This window comes from Cytophagaceae bacterium, assembly GCA_016722655.1.
Taxonomy (GTDB): domain Bacteria; phylum Bacteroidota; class Bacteroidia; order Cytophagales; family Spirosomataceae; genus Leadbetterella.
Map to the genome: position 1 here is coordinate 3,095,579 of JADKIR010000004.1, position 17,899 is coordinate 3,113,477.

Here is a 17,899-nt window from a genome sequence, read left to right on the forward strand (position 1 = left end):
AAGATGCACCCACTGATAGGACAGAATCTGTCCGCTTTTTGCCATTTGGTCAGAAAATATACATTTTAGACCGTTCTATCAGATATTTTTTTAGTTCAGGGCTTTCTATTATCTCAATTTCTCCCGGCAAGCCTAAAATAAACCTCCCAATTCCCCGATAATCACATACTGAGCCCACAAATAACCAGGTGCCATCTTCCTGACTGATATATTGAAGGGTGTTGGGGTGGTCATCAATCATGAGTTGCTTGGCCTGCTCACTTAACCTCAGTTTTACAAGGAATTTTGTGGTATTGGTAAATCCAAAAGGATCGGTATATCGTGCCTTTGATTTTGGTGTCTCGAAGTTTTTCCCGGTAGGTATGATGGACTCAACCCGATCTACATTAAAGGTCTTTTCTTTACGGGAGCTTATTTCGTAAGCTATTAACTGACTGCAATCTTCGGTAAGAGCGATGGGATTCACCTTTCTGTCGCTGTACAATTTTTCCCCTTTGGGTGAGTGATAGTTTTTTAAAATGATAGTCACATTGTGCTCTATTGCCCATTGTATGTCTCCCAGATTTTTTCCGGCTATATGTTTTTTGATGCTCTCAGGATTAGGGATGGGCAATTCGGGTGCGTTGAGTTTCTCCAGTATTGCTCTTCGGGTAGGGTTTTTATCCGGTAATAATTGGAGCGTATTTGAGATGTACTTTCGTTCTTCGGGGCTAAAGCGGCGGTTTCTGAATTCCTCCCCACCAAAAATAAAATGCCTGCCATGATGGTCTTTTTCCAAAAGATAACCCAGCTCCTCAATCTTGGGGATGTATCTTCTGATAGTACGGTCCGATGTTTCCATCAGTTTGGCCAGTTCTCTGGTCTTGCGAGGATTTTCAATTAATATCTGAATAATCCGGTGAATTTGTAATGATTCTTGTGCCATAGCGGTAAGTTTGGGATATAGCAAAGATAAGAGGATTTATAGTTTTCCCCAAAAACTTTAAATACTGTTTACACAAAAAAAAACCACTTCTATTTGAAGTGGAATTTTTGCTACAACCCTATAAACCAATATGAATTTATTTCTCTGAAATCCTAAATCAGATTTTACTTATTTTTATACCTAAAATTGTTGGTGGAACAGTTGACTTTTTAATTTTTATGGGAACATAGCTATTGAACTTTTCCCCTAACATCAAATTGTATATTTCATAAATACCCAAAATCAAAAGCACGCCCGATAAGATCAATTGTACTAACATCATGATGGTTTGTTTATTGATTATAAAATCGCTAAGCCAATCGTAGTCTGTGTCCAGGCATTTTTGTATCTTGGATTGGTAGAGGTACCGTCGCCATTGTTGTTCATGATATCCCAACCGGCTCTTGCACCAATCACAAATTTGCCCACATTTATATCAAAGCCACCCATAAATCCAAGTGTGTTTTTTCTGATATTATCATTCTTAAAATCACTTTTTTGCTCAAATGTGGTGAGCGGGTTTTCGAAGCTTTCTTTTTGTTTCATCAGATAAGAATATTGCGGTCCGGCAAAAATCGTGAGATATTTTGCGGGTTTTATCGCTACCAGCAAGGGTATATCAAGATAGTCAGTGGTACGGGTAAGGGTATATACACTACCCAGGTATTCACCTACTTCTTTGTAACCTTTCTGAGAGTACATAGCTTCTACCTGAAAACCTAATAACTGTGTAAAGGGGATGGATATGAAACCGCCCGCAGCGAAACCCACTTTGGTATCAGCCGTAAACTTGTCACCTTTAGAATCGTAGTTGTTGGAATAATTCAGACCACCTTTTACTCCGATATTGAATTTTTCCCGATTGTCGGCTCTATCGAATTGAGCCCAAAGTGCGGTTGGCACGAGCATAAAGCCCATAATTGCCAGCATTATATTTTTCATAACTTTTTTGTGGAATCCACAAATTTACTTTTTGACGTTTTTGATCGTAAAATCTCTGAACGAGTTGCCGAGCTCATCCATATCGTGAGAAAATTCTTTTTTGAATTTCTCCCAGTTTTCTTCGCTATCGGCTTTATAAACCTCCATTTTAGCTTTCATGGCTTTGTTTTTGGCTTCTAATTCCGCAATATTCCTTTTGTAATCATCTCTGACCTCTTTTTTCTGGCTGGCAACCATATTGTTGAAAATCTCGATGTTTTTTTCGTTTTCAGTGATTTTGGCTGAGGTTACATTTCTGTAGTTTTCTACCTCGGCCAGATAATCCTGTTTGGCATCTTCTATTTTTTGGTCGGCTTTTTCTACCGCCTGCGAGGCATCATCAATTTTGTCGGCTCTTTCTTTACAGCCCGTTGTACTCATAATTACTGCCAGTGTACCTATTACTAAATATGTAAGTTTCATTTTGTTTTGTTTTTTTGTTAAGAATAAAAATTATAATTTGGAAATCAGGGTGTGAATTTCTTCTTTTGTTTTGCCCAGTTTCTTTTGCAATCTGCCCAATAATTCCTCTTGTTTACCTTCTGCCAGGAGCAGATCATCGTCGGTAAGGCTAGCGAATTGTTGCTTCAGTTTACCTTTTGTTTCGTTCCAGTCGCCTTTTAGGGCTGTCAGATTACTCATAGTTATTTTTGTTTTATTTCGATTCAAAGGTGATTTGAATTTAATGTAATTGTATTACAGAATATTATTTAATGTTTGTAAAATTCACACTTTTTTTTAATGTAAATAATTGAATTTCAAAAAGTTGCATGTACCAGTAACCTTTTGAAAGTTTACTAAAAATATTGGATGAATTTAAAAAAGTCGCATGTATAAATTGATCTTTGCTTTTCCTGTGTTCATTTATTCGACCTGAATAAGTTCCGCTAAATGGTCTGAAATATTATGATTTGTCGCTTTTGATTTCCTTGCTGTTGGTCATCAGATGATCCACTTCAACCAGAGCATGGTTAAATTTGCTTTTTCCTTTGGCTACCAGTTCGTCCACATCACTGACAGCAGTATTATACTGTTTTGTCAAGGATAACACCATGTCTTCAATTTTTTCTTTCAAACCATCGGCATAATCTTCACTTTTATTCAAGATTTGTCTTCTGGTTCTTGAGCCTTTTTGTGGAGCTAACAATATACCCGCCAATGCCCCAGCGGCTGTTCCGGCCAGTATGCCTAATAATACTTTTCCTGCTTTCATGATATTTTTTTTAAATGTTGAGAAGATGATTTTTGCTTTAAAAACCTTTTTTCTTCTTATACAAAAGTGAGCTTTTAATGGGCGAAAAGTATTACACTATTTAAGCTTATTATTATAAAATTCACACTTAATGTTTGAAATGACATGTTAGCTAAGTTCTTCTAATTCAATTGTTTCAGTCTCTTCAAAAATGTATAGATTTACTTTTTCTTCCATAGTGAGCCGGGCCATGAGATAGCTCACCGTTGACTCGGCACCCTGGTTGAGATTTATGTAGGTGTCTTCGAGGCCGTCATAACAACCACCCGTACAAGGGTTGTAGATGATTTGATGTAAATGGTTGTTTCCGAGAAACCAGCTAAACGCAGTTTTCATTTTCAATTCGTAATTCTCTTCAGGAAATACCTCACTGAATTTTTCCAATGCCAAAATCGTATAGGCAATATCGATGGCCTGCTCACCACCAATGATTTCGTGATGGTTGTCGGCTCCTCTTTGTAGCCAACCTTTGTTAGAAATGACTTTAATCTGGTCTTTTACGAATATTTTAGACAAAAGAAAATCAAAGCTTGATTTGGCGATTTCTCTGTAAACGGGCTCTTTGGTGGCCATATAGGCACACAACATGGCTTCCGGTAAAATGCTGTTGCCATAAGTCAGATAGCTTTCAAACCAGGGCCAGTTTTCTTCCGATTCATGAAGATACATTTGCATCATACGGTTTCCCAATTGAGATATCAGAATGATGTCACCGATGTTTTTTCTGACCGAATTTCTGTAATACAATCCTTTAATAATAAAAGCCATGGCCCGTGTGGAGTGGATTTCTAAAATATTGATAAGCGAAAAATCCATTAATATTTCGGCTTGCAAAATCAGTTCTTTGGGCAATAAATCACCCATCGCTATCAAATAACCCAATGCCCATATTGCCCTGCCGTTGGAGTCTTCGAGGTTGGTTTCGAAGTTTTGTTCGGTAAATTCCTTTTTCTCGTTGACATAATTAAGAAAACGGGAATCGGGCTGGATACAAAATGCAATGAATTCCAGATAGGTTTTTATGTATTGCAGGTCGTGTAAATCAAGCGTTTTCTTATAGTGCATGCACATAGCCACCATAGCCCTTGCATTGTCGTCAAGGGTATAGCCTGAATCTAAATCCGGCTTGTTGATTACCGCAAACTGTATAAACCCGGCCCCTGTGCTCATTTTTTTGATGTGGTCCAGATTGACAGGCGGAATTTTATAATTTAAATTGAATTTCAGATTAGATATCTTTTGAAATAAATAAGCGTGGGCTATTGCGGCGTTTTCCCAGGCGGTGGGAGCCATGGTATGAATGGCCGTCAAACTAATTCTCTTTCTTAAAGCCTTACTTTTCAGTAATTTATTGATTTCCACAGAAAGCTTTTCTGAGTTTCCAAAATCAAATATTACTCCTGAACCTTTTTTCAATACCTCAATGGCATGTGGAATAGGAGTAGATACGATGGGGCATCCACAGCTCATGGCATAAGAAAAAGTGCCGCTTACAGCCTGGTTGGGGTCTTTTGAAGTAAATACATATATGTCGGTGAGTTGGAGGTATTCCAAAAGGTCAGGTAATGGCAAAAAATAGTTGATAAACCTTACATGGTCAGTTAGTCCTAATTCTTCCACTTTGGCTTTCAGACTATTGCGATAGGCTTCCCCTTCCTGATTTACCACTCCGGGGTGGGTTTTACCAATAATCAGGAACATCACATTTTCATTCTCTTTGATGATCGCCGGTAATGCCTTGATGGTGGTTTCGATACTTTTACCAGAACTAAGCAGCCCAAATGTTGATAATACCTTTTTTCCTTTCAGATTGTATTTCAGTTTGAGCTGAACCTTGTCAAGATGCTGCACCAGGTGGGTGCCATGAGCTATTACATTAATTTTTTCAGCAGGAATTTCATAATCATCAATCAGTATTTTGGCAGAAGACCTGGTCATGACTACTATCGCTTCACTCTCGGTAGCAATCTTCCTCACATTGTGCTGAAGGGCTAGATCGGGATGTGGCAAAACCGTATGAAATCCAAGTACGAAAGGCTTGTTAAGGTTGGCCATAAACAATTGAAGTTCATATTCTCTTTTCAGAAATAAGCCAAATTCATGCTGGATCATTACCAGAGCAATATTGTGGTCAAGATTAATTTCGGAAGAAAGTTTTTCGAAAGAATCTATTTGGTCAGTATTGATTTTGAATCTAACTATGTCGTCATACTGATGTTGTTCACGGTCATTTTCGAGAGCACAAACAGAAATTTTAAAAGTGCCTTCAAATTTATTTTTCAGAGCTGAAATCAGATCTTGTGAATAAGTTGCAATTCCACATTCTCTTGGCGGATAGGTTGTAATCACCAAAATTTCAGGTAATGAATTAGATTTTATTCGGGCGTACGGTTTGTCGGAATTTTGATCATCTAATATTCCGGACATATTTCGGTTGGAGAAGTTCAAATTTTTCATTTTAAATATAGCTTAAGTTCAAGTAAAAGTGCCGATAAACTTAAAGAGGCATAGGCAATCCTTTCGTCGGCAGCACCATAATAAATGTATAGTTCATCGCCAAAAAGGGCGGTGCCGGTAGGGAAACACACATTGTTAACTTCACCATTGATTTCCCACACTTTTTCCGGTTCAAAAAGCGGATAAGGCAAACGTGCGATCTCTATGTTCGGATTTTCAAGATCAAGCAGAGCAGCACAGGCCGAATAGATATATCCTTTGATTGAATCTCTCACTCCATGGTAAATAATGAGCCAGCCGTCAGGAGTTTCAATGGGTGGACAACCACCACCTATATAACTTGACTCATGGTCATATTTGGCCGAAAGGACGATTTTATCGCTGAAATCCTGGAAATAGCTTTTCCAAAAGTCATTAGTCAGATCTTCAAGTTTTTCGATACCCACCAAAATCTGGATGTCGGGTTTTATACGGTGTAAAAAGTAAAATTTGCCATTGATTTTCCTGGGAAAAAAAATCAGATTTTTATCCCATAACAAAACCCTTTCCGTTGAATTGTCCAACAAATGATGTGGATTGTTGTACCTGACATATTTGTCGTTGATAGCGGGTTGGTTTTCAAGGAGTTTATTAAATTCTTCGTATGTAAACTGCGGAACGATAATTCCTTTTTTTTGCCAGATGATAAGGTCTGACGAAACTGCCAGAGCACCTAAAGCATTGATGCCATCATAGGCGGTATATGTCAGGTAATAAAGCTCTTCAATCTTAACTATTCTGGGATCTTCGATTCCATGTGATTCATAGTCAAATTCGGGCACCATGATAGGTTCCTGTTTTCTTTGGATGATATGGTCCGGCCCCTGCAATTTGCAGTATCCCACGGTAGAAAAATTATTATTACTAACTGCCCTGTAAAACAGATGAACATATTCACCTACTCTTATGGTTGCGGGATTTAAAACACCGCTATTTTCAAATGAAAAAGGGGTTTTCTCCATAAGGATACCTTTTTTTATTACCTCAACCATAATGTTTTTATTTTGGAATTATGTAGTAGATTCTTTATTCTTTTCGTCTCTTTTGGCTGCTTTAGCCGAGCGTTTCTCCATAAGGTTTTTCAATGGAGCCTTTTTGCCAGATTTCTCTTTGGCGTCTTTTTCTTTTGACATTTTGAGGGTATTTTATATTGTCAAAGGTCAGAATTCCTAAATGATTGGCGTTATGTAATTCCGGTAGTTTATTACATGATTCACACATTTAGGAGATTCTGCTGATACTTTTTAAGTAGTAGCAGATATTTAAAAAAATGATTTCCCGTATTTATACTTCAGGTTTTTCTTCAGTATCGGTTTGATTTTCAACCTTATCGGCAAGGTCGGCGTATTCTTTTTGAAGGGTGTTGATTTCGTCTTCGGTCTTCGATTCCACATTGAGCAGGGTGTTGCTGGCTGTGTCGGTAGTGGCCACGAGTTCGTTGACTTTCAGATGCAAAGAGCCCGAAAATTTGCTGAATTCTTTCTGAATCACGAAAAGACTCAAAAATGTAAATCCATGCAGGAAGTCCCTGATGATTTCGTTGATCTCAAAATTATGATAACTGCGGTTTAAAAACCAAAACACTATCATACTGAAAGCTAGCGTGAAGGTGACAGAGCTTCCCAGAATTTTAGACATGAGATAGGTGAGTTTCTCAAATATTATTTCGATAGAGCTATATATTTTTTTCATAAGATATTGTAATGATAAAAAGCAAAATGGATTCTGAGCTAAGGTTTTCGCAATGAAATCAGAAAAGTGAACCTGTTTAGGGCTCACTTACTATTTCTAATTTATGATTTCGGGAATATTGCTTTAATATGACTTTTAGCGATTGATAATACTCGGTCAATACACCGGGATTAATTTTTGGGGAAGCCACATCAGGAAGTGTCACGGGCATTTCGAGCAGATTTTCATAGAGTTCGGGATAATCCGAGCGAATTTCTCCGGAAATCTTCAGAATATCGGCATTTACCTTTTTTATAGATTTCATGATTTTTCTTTTTTGAAAATCAGCATAGGTATTTTTGATTCTTCCACAAAATGTTTCACAATACTTGAGTTAAACATATTGCTGAAAAAGGTTTTGTCATACACCCCAAGTGCCAGCACATCAGGATTGATATTGCCCGCATAGGTTTCTATGCCTTCAACGGTTTCCTTTCTGGTCAATTCTTTGAACGTGATTTTTTTACCGGCAAATTCCTTCTTTAAACTTTCGATACTTTCATTGTTTTTCTGTTCCAGTTCTTTATCAAAATATTCCCTGATATGCACTACTTTGCATTCAGCCGCAAATGGTGAAGCAAAATCCATCAACAGTTGCGTTGCTTTTGATTCATTTTCTTCCAGGTCAGCCGCATAAAGAAATAAGTTGGGAGCATGAATGGAGGCGTTTACCGGCACTACCCAAACAGGGCAGGGTGCAGTTTTTATAACGCTCTCGGCATTGGAGCCTATAATCTTATCCAGTTGGTTACTGACGCCTTTGGTGCCGATTACAACCATATCCACATGGAATTCTTCGGCAGCCTGATTGATAGCTTCGGTCACAAATCCAAACTCAATTATCTGTTTAACCTGGACTTCGGGCAAATGAAATAAATGCACTAGTTTTTTGGCAAAAACGTCCAGATTTACTTTTGCAATCTTTTGGAGCTCTTCATCCATTTTCAGGTTGTTATCGAGTGTGCTGTATTCCGGACCTATATTGATTGGAATATTATATACATGTAGCAATATCAACTTGGCATCATAACGCTGTGCAAGCATGGCCGCATATTGTGCCGCATGCATAGAATTATCACTAAAATCAGTTGGAAAAAGGATAGTTTTCATGACATTTTGGTTGAGAAGGCTAAAAATATATGCTTAAATACCTACACTGGCAGTACTCATGTTGTCCAGTTCGAGTTTCAGATCTTTGAAACCTACATTGATCACTTCAATTTCACAGGAAATGTTGATCTGGTCACCAATCATTATGCCACCGGCTTCGAGGTTGGTATTCCAAACCAGCCCCCAATCGGCACGATTAATAGCTCCGGTTACGGTAAATCCCGCCCGATCATTACCCCATGGGTCTTTCACGATGCCGCCATACTCCACGTCAAGTTTGACGTTTTGCTTGATGCCCACAATTGTAAGTTCGCCCCAGAGTTCGTGTTTGTGATGCTTATCCATTGGGCCTATGGTGCTCGAAATAAAGGTTATCTGTTTATGATTTTTCACATCCAGGAAGTCCAGTGCTTTGAGGTGATCGTCGCGGTTAGCATCTCCTGTGTTAATAGAAGAGGAGTCGATCCAAACATCTATTTCGGCGGTACTGAAATCATTGCCGGTGGTATAAATATTAGCATCAAAAGTTTTGAATGCCCCTTTTACGTGTGCAATCATCAGATGCCTGATCCTGAAAGTGATATCACTATGGGCCTGGTCAATTGACCATTTGGTTTGGTTTGTCATTGTATTATTTTCTTTTTGTGAAGGTATTTTCACAGTATAAAGGTCGGAGTAAGCAGCATAGAAAGTGTTACATAAAAGTGGGTAATACTATCAATATTCACACTTTTACAGGCTGTCAGTCTTTGGTTTATTTGCCTTGAAAAATTTTCTCAGTAAAAAATTATGCTGAATGGCTTCCAGATCCTGATCCAGTTTTTTGCTGCCTGACTCCAGGTTAATCATGGTGTTTTTCAGAGATTTGGCTGTTTCGGTGTCATTGAGTAAGAGGCCGGCGGCATTATTATTTTGGTTAAGTTTTTCAGAAGCTTTTTTTAGATTTTGGGTAAAAAGGTTCAAAGAGCCGGAAGTTTCATGGAGTTCAGCCATAGTTGATTTTATGCTGCCGTACAAAATTTTATCGGCTGCGAGGTCGTGCATAGAATTGCCCGGAGTATTTAGTTTATCAGAGAAACTCTCTGCATTGCTTACCAGCACCAGACTTTTTTCAGAAACCACCTGAAGGTTTTTTAAAGTTGCCTGGAGGTTGGCTGTAGAAAGTTTTATAGAATTGGCAATTGTGGGGTCATTGATCAGGGCGGCAAGTGTACCATTTCCTTTGTTAATTTTATCACTGATTTCTTTAAAGTCTTTGGTGATTTCAAGTATATTTTTATTGTTTTCCTGAAAGGTAATAACGATGTCTTCATTGCTGAGGCCATTTTCCACCTGAAGTAAACCGTTTTTAGCGATGGGTGGCTTTGAAAAATCACCTCCATATATCACCACTATTTTGTTGCCGATAAGGCCATCGGATCCAATTTTGGCTTTGGAGTTTTTTCTTATGTGCGATTCCGCATTTTTTTCGATTTTCATGGTAACCAAAACTTTTTTGTCACCATAAAAGTCTATGCTCTTAATATTTCCAATTATCACGCCGGAAAGCCACACATTTCCACCGGTCTTCAAGCCTCCGACATCATCAAATATGGCGTTTAGCGTAAATGATTTCACGAAAGTCTTTTTCTCTTTACCAAGGGTAAAAATGGCCAAAATAAATATGAGTATTCCCAATACTACGAACATTCCTACTATTACCGGGCGATTACTTGTTGTAGTTTTCATTTTTCATTAATAAAATTATAATCAAAAAAGCTTTTTGCAGTTGGGTCTTCTGATCCAAAAACTTCATCGAAGCTTCCTCTTAAAAGAAATTTTCCTCCACCCAAAATCGCCACAGTTTCTGCTGTGTTTTTTGCACAGGTAAGGTCATGGGTGATGATGATAGAGCTGGTTTTATACTTGAGCTGAACGTTATTGATCAAACCGATGATTTCGTTGCTGGTGATAGGGTCGAGGCCGGCGGTGGGTTCATCATATAGCATGATTTCAGGATTCAGAATTAATGTGCGAGCTATGCCAATTCGTTTTCGTTGTCCACCCGAAAGTTCTGCGGGCATTTGGTGCAATGTTTGGGGTAATCCTACATCGTCAAGGGCTTCTTCTATGGCCAGGTTTACTTCTGTTTTGGAAAGATGCCTTTGGTTTCTGGTAAGAGGGAAGGCCAGATTTTCCATTACAGACATGCTGTCGTAAAGAGCACTACTCTGGAAGGAAAAGCCGATTTTTGTACGCAACTCCCTTAATTCCACCTTGTTGATTTTGTTGATATCAAATCCAAGTACATTGACTGTTCCGCTGTCAGGTTTTAATAATCCGGAAATGATTTTTATCAAAACCGATTTTCCACTTCCTGAGCGTCCTAATACCGCCAGATTTTTCCCTTTGGACAAATCAAAACTCAATCCTTCTAAAACCGTTTGCTCGCCAAATGTTATCTTCAGGTTTTTTATGCTGATCGCAATATTAGTTTTTTCGGTATTAGACATTATTCTTATCTGATTGCATTGACGATCTGAACTATAATTACTTCTTCCAAAAAAATCATAAACATGGCGACAACCACAGCCCTGTTAGCGGCTTTTCCTACACCCTGGGTTCCATTGTGGGCATTGTATCCCTGGAAGCAGCCTGCGATCCCAATTGTAAAACCATAAAAAACCGCTTTAAATATGGAGGAGTTGATATCGAGAAATGAAATGCTGCTGAAGGCATTTTTTATGAATTCCGAGAAACTGGTGCTTTCGTTTTGATGAATATTGAGAAACGAACCCATCATGCCCACTAAACCGGAATATATGACCAAAAGGGGCATCATTAAAGTAGTGGCCAGTACTCTGGTGACGACCAGGAATTTGAATGGATTAGTGGCAGATACTTCCATGGCATCGATTTGTTCGGTTACTTTCATGGAGCCCAGTTCCGCACCAATATTGGAGCCAACTTTTCCCGATACAATCAGGCCAGTCACCAATGGAGCCAATGCTCTGATAATGGCAATTGAAATTAATGATGGCAGCCAGGATGTAGCCCCAAATGCCGAAAGTGAAGGCCGCGATTGCTTGGTAAATACTATACCGATAATAAAACCCGTCATAGTTACCAAAGAGAGCGATTTGTAACCCACCTGATAGCATTGCCTGATGGTTTCTTTCCATTCAAAGGGTGCCGAAAAAGTTTCCTTAAACAGTGTGACAATAAATTGAAAAGCCTCGTATGCAGCCATAAAGAATGCATCGATGCTTTTCGTAACCATGTACTCCGATTTTGGTTTTATGTCAGACATAGAATGTCATGAAGTTTTAATTTAAATATCGTCTTAAAATCCAGGCTGTCGTTTCATGTTGCTCCAATATTCCGGTCAGGAAATCGGTAGTACCTGCATCGGCATTTTTATCTGAAATTTCAATGTCCTTTCTTAGAGCCACAATCACCAACTCATGGTCACTCAATAGATCAGACATGAGTTCTTTTTGATTGGTGAAATGATTCTGACTTTCTTTTAATCGGGTGCGATCCAAAAACTCCGTCATAGTGCCAATAGTTTTTCCTCCCAATTTGGCTATTCTTTCGGCTACTGTGTCAATGGTTTCCTCCAGCTCAGTATATTGTGACTGGTACAATTTATGCAGTTCCATAAAACTCTCCCCACTAACGTTCCAGTGATAATTCCTGGTTTTGGTATAGAGCATTACTTCATCAGAAAGCAACACCGCAAGGATATCTATGCTTACTTTTAATTTTGCTTCAGAAAGACCAATATCAATTTTCATCTTCTTGGTCTATTTGAATTATTGTTCCATCTCCCCGAAACCCAGTAATCGCCCTTTTCGGTGGTTCTCCATTCTCCGTTTCGGTAATTTCTGTTATTTCTGGGCTTTGCCCAGGCACCGTTTTGTCTGGTGTATGAATGGTTTCTGCGGTTATATTTCCAGTTGCCCTCGAGCCACACATAGTTATAACCCGGACTCGCCGGCCTTATTCCATCCTGGTGATAGGGTCTGTTTTTTACGTAGCCGGTGGTACAGTTTGACATGAACAATGTCATGAATAACATACCGGAAATTAAAAATAGCTTTTTCATAATATGTATTTTTATTTAAATCTTTAATATAGAAAATACTTTAACAATCCATAGTATTACCCCTATCACCACCACTATATTTAGTATCTTCCTGATTTTGCTATCCATTGGTAGATAATTATTTACTAACCATAGCAGAAAACCTACGATAATGAGTGTGATCATGAAATTTAAGATTGACATAATTTTATAGTTTTTGTTTTAAGATAATAGAATCTAAAAAAACATCTTGAAGACTTCAATATGTTTTTAATTATCAACAGGTTGTCAAAAAAATAACCTGAGAAAGTAGAGCAAATGATATAAATATGTTTTTGAGTTATGCATGGTATTGGTAAGGACTGCCCTCGTTTCGAACAGTCCTCAAATTATTTTACGCATATTCGTAATGAAAGGCAACTTCGATATCATTATTGACCGCCCATACTCCTGGAGCACTCCAGGCCATTCTGCCGGCTTCTTCTTTTTTGAACCATGAATCTACAGTACCTTTCAATGTAACCCGGTGGTCCAACACCTCAACCTCAATCGGAACTTGTTTCAATAACCAATTTCTGTTAAGTGCTGACTCTATGGCCTCTTTTTCAATCCTGCTTTCCTTTTCGAGTTTTATCTGAATGTTATTGGTAACTCCTTTTACACCAATAAAGTCTTTGATACAATTTTTGGCTTCCTCTCTTTGGTAGTTCCAGTTGGTTTCGCCGTCGAGGGTAATCCAGCCGTTTTCTACTTTTACATGAATCTTATCTTTAGGCAGTTGCCAGTTCCATTTGTATGCACTTACTACTTGATTGGCTATATCGTTATCATCATTTTTTTCCCAGTCGGTATCAAATTTCACTTTGATTTGTTCTACTACAGCCACTACACCTGCTACATATTTGGCGGCATCTTCGGCCTGAAGTTTTTTGGCGTAGTTATTTACTGTGCCAGAGAGTGTCACCACACCGTCATTTACCCGCACACCTATTTCGGCTGCATGTAATTTCGGTTCCCATTTGAGGGCATTTTGCACGTCTTTTTGAAGTTCTTCGTTAGATTTCATTTTCTTATATTTTTTAGTGAAAAAATAATCACTAAGCAAAGGTGAGAAGAATGAAATTCAGGCTGTTACACTTTTATGTGAACTATTTATACAATTCACACTTTAGCGTATATTTGGCAAGTCCAGGATTTTTATGAACATAGAATTTTGGATTCAAAAGCAAGAAATCAGGTAATCTTCAATGTTTACATTTCAATTAATTTCCAAATCCATTTAGCAGTATTAATATCTTGGATTGGAAGTTGCATGAATAAAAGGTTTAGAGCTTTCTGGCTTAGTCGCCAATCGAGGCTGATACTATGATTTTTTGCATCATAAATAAACCGCTTCTTAAAATGTCTTTCAATGTTCATTCCGGCTAATTCGCATATTTTCATTGATTTACGTAATGCAGCCTGCATTGTCTCTTCATCAATTTCCCGGAATGATATCAGATTTCGAAGTGAGTACTGACAAAATGAGGTAAGTACAGCCTCATCGAACTCAGCCAATATTTTGGGTTTTTCAATATGCCTGACAATTATATTACTTTGTATTTTCATGAGGATGATTGTTTAATTTATTTTTAAAAAGAAAATCCGTTTTTAGTCATCATGATTATCGCCACCAAGGCTGTAGTAATTATTCTCTTCATCTTCGCTGCCGATGTCTTCCTGTTTGTCGTCTAATTCAGCACCTGGCACATCTGATTCTTTTTCCTCTTGATGGTGCAGAGGCTCTTCATCAGGAATTTCATCAAGGGTTACTTTATGAGATTTTAAAAAAATGTCTTCTTTTTCAGGATTTGGCGGGTAACCCGGAAAGAAAAGGTTTTTGATTTTAATTATTTTATTTTTCATTTTAGTAAAGGTATTGTTTTGAAAAATACTCTCTTATGTAAGCATATTTCTGATTTTCAGTCATTTGGAATGATTGCTGAAGCACGATGTTAATTTTCATAAATACAGGATTATCCTTAATCGAATTGAGTAATTCTGACTTTGAAGTACCCGGACCCATTATTAGTACGCCTTCGTATTTTTTAATTTCATTAGAAATTTCCTTATAATATTCTGCTTGCAGCTGTTGTTTTTTGGTGTTCATTCCACTTTCTCCGTGAGCCAGACTTTCTTCCTTTACCTCCTGAGTAAATTTTGACAAGATGATTTTTGTACTCATTTGTTCGATAGAATATTCTATGATGTGAGCCTCCTGATGGTCCATCCAAATGCCTAATAATGTTGATTTTATCATTGTTTTTATTGGTTAATATTGTTCTTTTTCCTATTTGTTATTTTATGGCTGTTAAAGATTATATGGTTTCAAATTCCTGCTCTTCTTTAAGAATCATACCATCATAATATTTACTAATCTCATGTCTGCCACTTCCTTATCTTTTTAGTGCTCATTTCCGAAATTCTAATTTGTAAAGTTGTGAAAAGTGTGCATCCAAAATGTTATATAAATGTTGTTTTAACTTACATAATTCCCACATTTACTTTGCTTGCTTATCACTATTATTTAGTTTCAATGCTTGTTAAACATTTTTTCAGCCTTATTTTGAAAAAGGTTTTTTACATTCTTTCCATGTACCAGCTCAACTCTTTATTGATTTTTTGTAAATGAAAAATTGCCTCAATTGCCTTATTCAATCTTACAAATGCTGTTTCACTCTTTACTATATAATCAAATGCATGATTTTGCATACAGTTTACCGCAACCTCGATTTTGTCCTGAGCCGATAATATAATAACCGGTATATCCTGATTGTATTTTTTGATTTTTTTCAATGTTTCCAGTCCATTGATAGCACGGGTTTCAATACCATCGAGGTGATAATCAAGGATAATCACATCAGGCTTATTTCTGAGGCTTTCGAGACAAGCTTCACCTGTCAGAAATGATTCGGTTTCAAAATCTCCGTTGGAAAGAAATTCTATTTCGAGTGTTTTTAAATACATGGCGTCGTCGTCCACTAAAAATATTTTCTTTTTATTCATGATTCATGATTGTTGATAAATTGCCGAGTTCTTCTTCTAATTCTATGCAGGCCTGCAGGCAAATGTTTTCCAATTTTAATACCATCTCGGGCATTTGATTTGAGATTTCTTGCTGTGAGGAAAATTCCTGAATTTTTTTGGCCATATTTTCATAGTCCCGGTCAATTCCCATAATTGAAAATGATGGGATCAACTTATGAACTGCTGATTTAAGAAGTGGCCAGTCAGACGTATGAAAGCCATTTTTCATGGATTCAATCAATGGAGGAGTCTGTTGCAAATACAGTTTTATCATTTCTGACATCAACTTCGGATTTGATTTGGTTCTTTCGAGCAAATAGCTAAGGTTTATACATTTGGTTTTTTCTTTGAGCTCTTCTTTATTTAGAATTGGTATATTTCTGCCAGGCTTTTTCACAAGGTCAGAGATTTTTTTGTAAAGGAGTTTTTCATCCACCGGTTTGGCGATGTAATCGTTCATACCCACGGCTTTACATTTTTCCAAATCCACTGTGGTCACATCGGCTGTAAGAGCCATAATCGGGACATCTAATTGGAGTACATCTCTGATATGCTTGGTAGCCTCAAATCCGTTCATTTCAGGCATTTGTAAATCCATCAAAACGATGTCATAAGTTTTTTCTTTTAATTTATTGACTGCCAGACGGCCATTGGAAACGATGTCATTTTCAAAGCCAAAATCATCCAGTAAAGTCTTCATAAGCAGTTGATTAAGCTCAATATCTTCTACAACCAATACTTTGATTTCATTATCATCATGCCTGATTTCGGAGATGGTTTCGATATGGATGGCTGCGGTATCAGTTTTTTTGAAATCTAAATTGAAACTAAATGTAGAACCTTCCCCGATGTTGCTTAGGACCTTAACTGTACCTCCCTGCTGCTCAACCAGTTGTTTTACAATTGCGAGGCCGAGACCTGTGCCACCATAAAGTCTTGAGGTACCGCTGGTAGCTTGCTGGAAGTTGTCGAAAATTTTACTGATTTTTTCCGGAGGAATGCCAATACCTGTGTCAGAAATGGTAAATTCTACGTTCACTTTATCAGGGAAATCTTCATTTAGCCTGACATTTACAGTGATGTTGCCAATGAGTGTAAATTTTACGGCATTGCTTACCAGATTCAAAATTATCTGATGCAACCTTACTGAGTCTCCCATCAAAACTTCCGGGATACTTTTGTCGTATTTGACGATGAGTTTGAGGTTTTTTTCTTTGATTTTAGTTTCGAAAAGATGCAGCATGGCATTGATAGAGTTGGCCATCTGGAAGGGTATTTCCTCAAAGGTCATTTTGCCGGCATCTACTTTTGCGAGGTCCAGAATATCATTTATGAGCACAATCAAGGCATCGCCGCTGACTTTTATGGCCGAAAGATACTCCCGCTGTTTTACGGTAAGATCGGTTTTTAGGACAACCTTGGTAAAACCCAGAATGGCATTCATCGGTGTCCTGATTTCATGGCTCATATTAGATAAAAACTGCTGTTTCGACTTCACAGCGTTTTCAGCTGTATGCATGGCGTTTTCGGCCTTTTTTTGTGTTTCTTCGGCAATTTCGGTGGCGAGTTCTGCAAATACCTTGGCTTCAATAAGTTCATTTTCAATCCGTTTTTGCTCTGTTATATCTCTGGCTACCACCACTACACCCAATACTTTTTGGTGTTCATCTTTGAAAATCGAGCCATTAAACAGCACATCGGTAAGTTTATGATCTTTGATAGTAAGCGGATAATCAATCACAAGTCCTTTTGAAAAAACTTCCTTATATACTTCGCGGGCTTTTTCGGGATCAGTGAAATAATCAAAGAAATCAGTGCCGATGAGTTTTTCCCTTGATATTCCGGTTATATGAGCGGAGGCGATATTGAGATCCGTGATTTTTCCTTCAGGATTGATTGTAAAAAGGGGGTCATGGCTGGCTTCAATCAGGATTCGGGCCAGATTGGCCTGAGTAAGTTCTTCAGCACGTTTTTCTCTTTCCGAGCTCTGAAAAACAAGTTCTTCATTAGCGATGGCAAGTTCTTCTACCCATTTACTTTTTTCGTTGGTTTGTATAACCAGCTCAGAGGTCGCCTCTTTAAGTTCAGCTTCCCTTTTTTCTTTTCCGTTTTTTGCAATGAAATCTCGCTGGTGGTTGCGATTAATTCATTTGTGAGTCGCTGGATTTCGACCTGGAGGTCATTGTTGGCAATGATCAACTCCTGAGTTTGATTACTTTTTGACATTTTTTTT

General features: G+C 37.9%; 21 protein-coding genes and 1 pseudogene. All 22 read right to left on the reverse strand.

Annotation, left to right across the window (positions count from 1 at the left end):
• Positions 1 to 49 precede the first annotated feature (49 nt).
• Entirely contained in the window at positions 50 to 925 is an 876-nt protein-coding gene (locus IPP61_14010) for a WYL domain-containing protein (GenBank protein ID MBL0326274.1), read from the reverse strand.
• A 339-nt stretch (positions 926 to 1,264) separates the two neighbouring features.
• A complete protein-coding gene (locus IPP61_14015) occupies positions 1,265 to 1,906 on the reverse strand; it encodes a PorT family protein (GenBank protein MBL0326275.1) in 642 nt (213 codons plus the stop codon).
• A 24-nt stretch (positions 1,907 to 1,930) separates the two neighbouring features.
• Positions 1,931 to 2,368: a hypothetical protein gene (locus IPP61_14020; protein ID MBL0326276.1), complete on the reverse strand. Its 438-nt coding sequence runs from the start codon at positions 2,366 to 2,368 to the stop codon at positions 1,931 to 1,933.
• Between the two features lie 30 nt (positions 2,369 to 2,398).
• A complete protein-coding gene (locus IPP61_14025; protein MBL0326277.1) occupies positions 2,399 to 2,587 on the reverse strand; it encodes a CsbD family protein in 189 nt (62 codons plus the stop codon).
• Between the two features lie 262 nt (positions 2,588 to 2,849).
• Positions 2,850 to 3,158 carry a YtxH domain-containing protein gene (locus tag IPP61_14030; GenBank protein MBL0326278.1) on the reverse strand — a complete coding sequence of 103 codons (309 nt, stop codon included), beginning with the start codon at positions 3,156 to 3,158 and terminating at the stop codon, positions 2,850 to 2,852.
• Positions 3,159 to 3,305: 147 nt separating this feature from the next.
• Positions 3,306 to 5,624 carry a glycosyltransferase gene (locus IPP61_14035; protein MBL0326279.1) on the reverse strand — a complete coding sequence of 773 codons (2,319 nt, stop codon included), beginning with the start codon at positions 5,622 to 5,624 and terminating at the stop codon, positions 3,306 to 3,308.
• Positions 5,625 to 5,650: 26 nt separating this feature from the next.
• Positions 5,651 to 6,685 (reverse strand): pesticidal protein Cry7Aa, encoded by a 1,035-nt coding sequence (locus IPP61_14040; protein MBL0326280.1) that lies wholly within the window; start codon positions 6,683 to 6,685, stop codon positions 5,651 to 5,653.
• A gap of 292 nt (positions 6,686 to 6,977) precedes the next feature.
• Positions 6,978 to 7,385: a low affinity iron permease family protein gene (locus tag IPP61_14045; GenBank protein ID MBL0326281.1), complete on the reverse strand. Its 408-nt coding sequence runs from the start codon at positions 7,383 to 7,385 to the stop codon at positions 6,978 to 6,980.
• 76 nt (positions 7,386 to 7,461) lie between these two features.
• Complete coding sequence (locus tag IPP61_14050) at positions 7,462 to 7,689, reverse strand: hypothetical protein (protein MBL0326282.1); 228 nt, start codon at positions 7,687 to 7,689, stop codon at positions 7,462 to 7,464.
• A complete protein-coding gene (locus IPP61_14055; GenBank protein MBL0326283.1) occupies positions 7,686 to 8,534 on the reverse strand; it encodes a universal stress protein in 849 nt (282 codons plus the stop codon). Before IPP61_14055 ends, IPP61_14050 begins: the two co-directional genes overlap by 4 nt.
• Before the next feature lie 33 nt (positions 8,535 to 8,567).
• Positions 8,568 to 9,161, reverse strand: a complete 594-nt coding sequence (locus tag IPP61_14060) for a YceI family protein (GenBank protein ID MBL0326284.1) — start codon at positions 9,159 to 9,161, stop codon at positions 8,568 to 8,570.
• Between the two features lie 105 nt (positions 9,162 to 9,266).
• On the reverse strand, positions 9,267 to 10,262 hold the full coding sequence (locus IPP61_14065; GenBank protein MBL0326285.1) for an MCE family protein: 996 nt from the start codon (positions 10,260 to 10,262) through the stop codon (positions 9,267 to 9,269).
• Positions 10,259 to 11,026: an ATP-binding cassette domain-containing protein gene (locus IPP61_14070; GenBank protein ID MBL0326286.1), complete on the reverse strand. Its 768-nt coding sequence runs from the start codon at positions 11,024 to 11,026 to the stop codon at positions 10,259 to 10,261. The genes IPP61_14065 and IPP61_14070 overlap by 4 nt, the downstream gene beginning before the upstream one ends.
• A gap of 5 nt (positions 11,027 to 11,031) precedes the next feature.
• Positions 11,032 to 11,823 carry an ABC transporter permease gene (locus IPP61_14075; GenBank protein MBL0326287.1) on the reverse strand — a complete coding sequence of 264 codons (792 nt, stop codon included), beginning with the start codon at positions 11,821 to 11,823 and terminating at the stop codon, positions 11,032 to 11,034.
• 16 nt (positions 11,824 to 11,839) lie between these two features.
• Positions 11,840 to 12,310 (reverse strand): DNA starvation/stationary phase protection protein, encoded by a 471-nt coding sequence (locus IPP61_14080; GenBank protein MBL0326288.1) that lies wholly within the window; start codon positions 12,308 to 12,310, stop codon positions 11,840 to 11,842.
• Complete coding sequence (locus IPP61_14085; GenBank protein MBL0326289.1) at positions 12,307 to 12,621, reverse strand: hypothetical protein; 315 nt, start codon at positions 12,619 to 12,621, stop codon at positions 12,307 to 12,309. The genes IPP61_14080 and IPP61_14085 overlap by 4 nt, the downstream gene beginning before the upstream one ends.
• Before the next feature lie 373 nt (positions 12,622 to 12,994).
• Positions 12,995 to 13,666 carry a BON domain-containing protein gene (locus IPP61_14090; GenBank protein MBL0326290.1) on the reverse strand — a complete coding sequence of 224 codons (672 nt, stop codon included), beginning with the start codon at positions 13,664 to 13,666 and terminating at the stop codon, positions 12,995 to 12,997.
• A gap of 185 nt (positions 13,667 to 13,851) precedes the next feature.
• The gene (locus IPP61_14095) at positions 13,852 to 14,208 is read right to left on the reverse strand and encodes a hypothetical protein (GenBank protein ID MBL0326291.1); all 357 of its coding nucleotides are present in this window, start codon (positions 14,206 to 14,208) and stop codon (positions 13,852 to 13,854) included.
• A 42-nt stretch (positions 14,209 to 14,250) separates the two neighbouring features.
• The gene (locus IPP61_14100) at positions 14,251 to 14,505 is read right to left on the reverse strand and encodes a hypothetical protein (protein ID MBL0326292.1); all 255 of its coding nucleotides are present in this window, start codon (positions 14,503 to 14,505) and stop codon (positions 14,251 to 14,253) included.
• A 1-nt stretch (position 14,506) separates the two neighbouring features.
• Complete coding sequence (locus IPP61_14105) at positions 14,507 to 14,899, reverse strand: hypothetical protein (protein MBL0326293.1); 393 nt, start codon at positions 14,897 to 14,899, stop codon at positions 14,507 to 14,509.
• Positions 14,900 to 15,219: 320 nt separating this feature from the next.
• Entirely contained in the window at positions 15,220 to 15,645 is a 426-nt protein-coding gene (locus IPP61_14110; GenBank protein MBL0326294.1) for a response regulator, read from the reverse strand.
• Positions 15,638 to 17,892: pseudogene (locus IPP61_14115) on the reverse strand (response regulator). Before IPP61_14115 ends, IPP61_14110 begins: the two are co-directional and overlap by 8 nt.
• Between the last annotated feature and the right edge of the window lie 7 nt (positions 17,893 to 17,899).

Bases quoted from the DNA above. Each gene is read 5' to 3' on its own strand.
- IPP61_14090 (MBL0326290.1), bottom strand. From the start codon at position 13,666: ATGAAATCTAACGAAGAACTTCAAAAAGACGTGCAAAATGCCCTCAAA.
- IPP61_14110 (MBL0326294.1), bottom strand. From the start codon at position 15,645: ATGAATAAAAAGAAAATATTTTTAGTGGACGACGACGCCATGTATTTA.
- IPP61_14035 (MBL0326279.1), bottom strand. From the start codon at position 5,624: ATGTCCGGAATATTAGATGATCAAAATTCCGACAAACCGTACGCCCGA.
- IPP61_14100 (MBL0326292.1), bottom strand. From the start codon at position 14,505: ATGAAAAATAAAATAATTAAAATCAAAAACCTTTTCTTTCCGGGTTAC.
- IPP61_14065 (MBL0326285.1), bottom strand. From the start codon at position 10,262: ATGAAAACTACAACAAGTAATCGCCCGGTAATAGTAGGAATGTTCGTA.
- IPP61_14025 (MBL0326277.1), bottom strand. From the start codon at position 2,587: ATGAGTAATCTGACAGCCCTAAAAGGCGACTGGAACGAAACAAAAGGT.
- IPP61_14050 (MBL0326282.1), bottom strand. From the start codon at position 7,689: ATGAAATCTATAAAAAAGGTAAATGCCGATATTCTGAAGATTTCCGGA.
- IPP61_14060 (MBL0326284.1), bottom strand. From the start codon at position 9,161: ATGACAAACCAAACCAAATGGTCAATTGACCAGGCCCATAGTGATATC.
- IPP61_14085 (MBL0326289.1), bottom strand. From the start codon at position 12,621: ATGAAAAAGCTATTTTTAATTTCCGGTATGTTATTCATGACATTGTTC.
- IPP61_14030 (MBL0326278.1), bottom strand. From the start codon at position 3,158: ATGAAAGCAGGAAAAGTATTATTAGGCATACTGGCCGGAACAGCCGCT.
- IPP61_14070 (MBL0326286.1), bottom strand. From the start codon at position 11,026: ATGTCTAATACCGAAAAAACTAATATTGCGATCAGCATAAAAAACCTG.
- IPP61_14045 (MBL0326281.1), bottom strand. From the start codon at position 7,385: ATGAAAAAAATATATAGCTCTATCGAAATAATATTTGAGAAACTCACC.
- IPP61_14010 (MBL0326274.1), bottom strand. From the start codon at position 925: ATGGCACAAGAATCATTACAAATTCACCGGATTATTCAGATATTAATT.
- IPP61_14080 (MBL0326288.1), bottom strand. From the start codon at position 12,310: ATGAAAATTGATATTGGTCTTTCTGAAGCAAAATTAAAAGTAAGCATA.
- IPP61_14055 (MBL0326283.1), bottom strand. From the start codon at position 8,534: ATGAAAACTATCCTTTTTCCAACTGATTTTAGTGATAATTCTATGCAT.
- IPP61_14015 (MBL0326275.1), bottom strand. From the start codon at position 1,906: ATGAAAAATATAATGCTGGCAATTATGGGCTTTATGCTCGTGCCAACC.
- IPP61_14095 (MBL0326291.1), bottom strand. From the start codon at position 14,208: ATGAAAATACAAAGTAATATAATTGTCAGGCATATTGAAAAACCCAAA.
- IPP61_14105 (MBL0326293.1), bottom strand. From the start codon at position 14,899: ATGATAAAATCAACATTATTAGGCATTTGGATGGACCATCAGGAGGCT.
- IPP61_14075 (MBL0326287.1), bottom strand. From the start codon at position 11,823: ATGTCTGACATAAAACCAAAATCGGAGTACATGGTTACGAAAAGCATC.
- IPP61_14020 (MBL0326276.1), bottom strand. From the start codon at position 2,368: ATGAAACTTACATATTTAGTAATAGGTACACTGGCAGTAATTATGAGT.
- IPP61_14040 (MBL0326280.1), bottom strand. From the start codon at position 6,685: ATGGTTGAGGTAATAAAAAAAGGTATCCTTATGGAGAAAACCCCTTTT.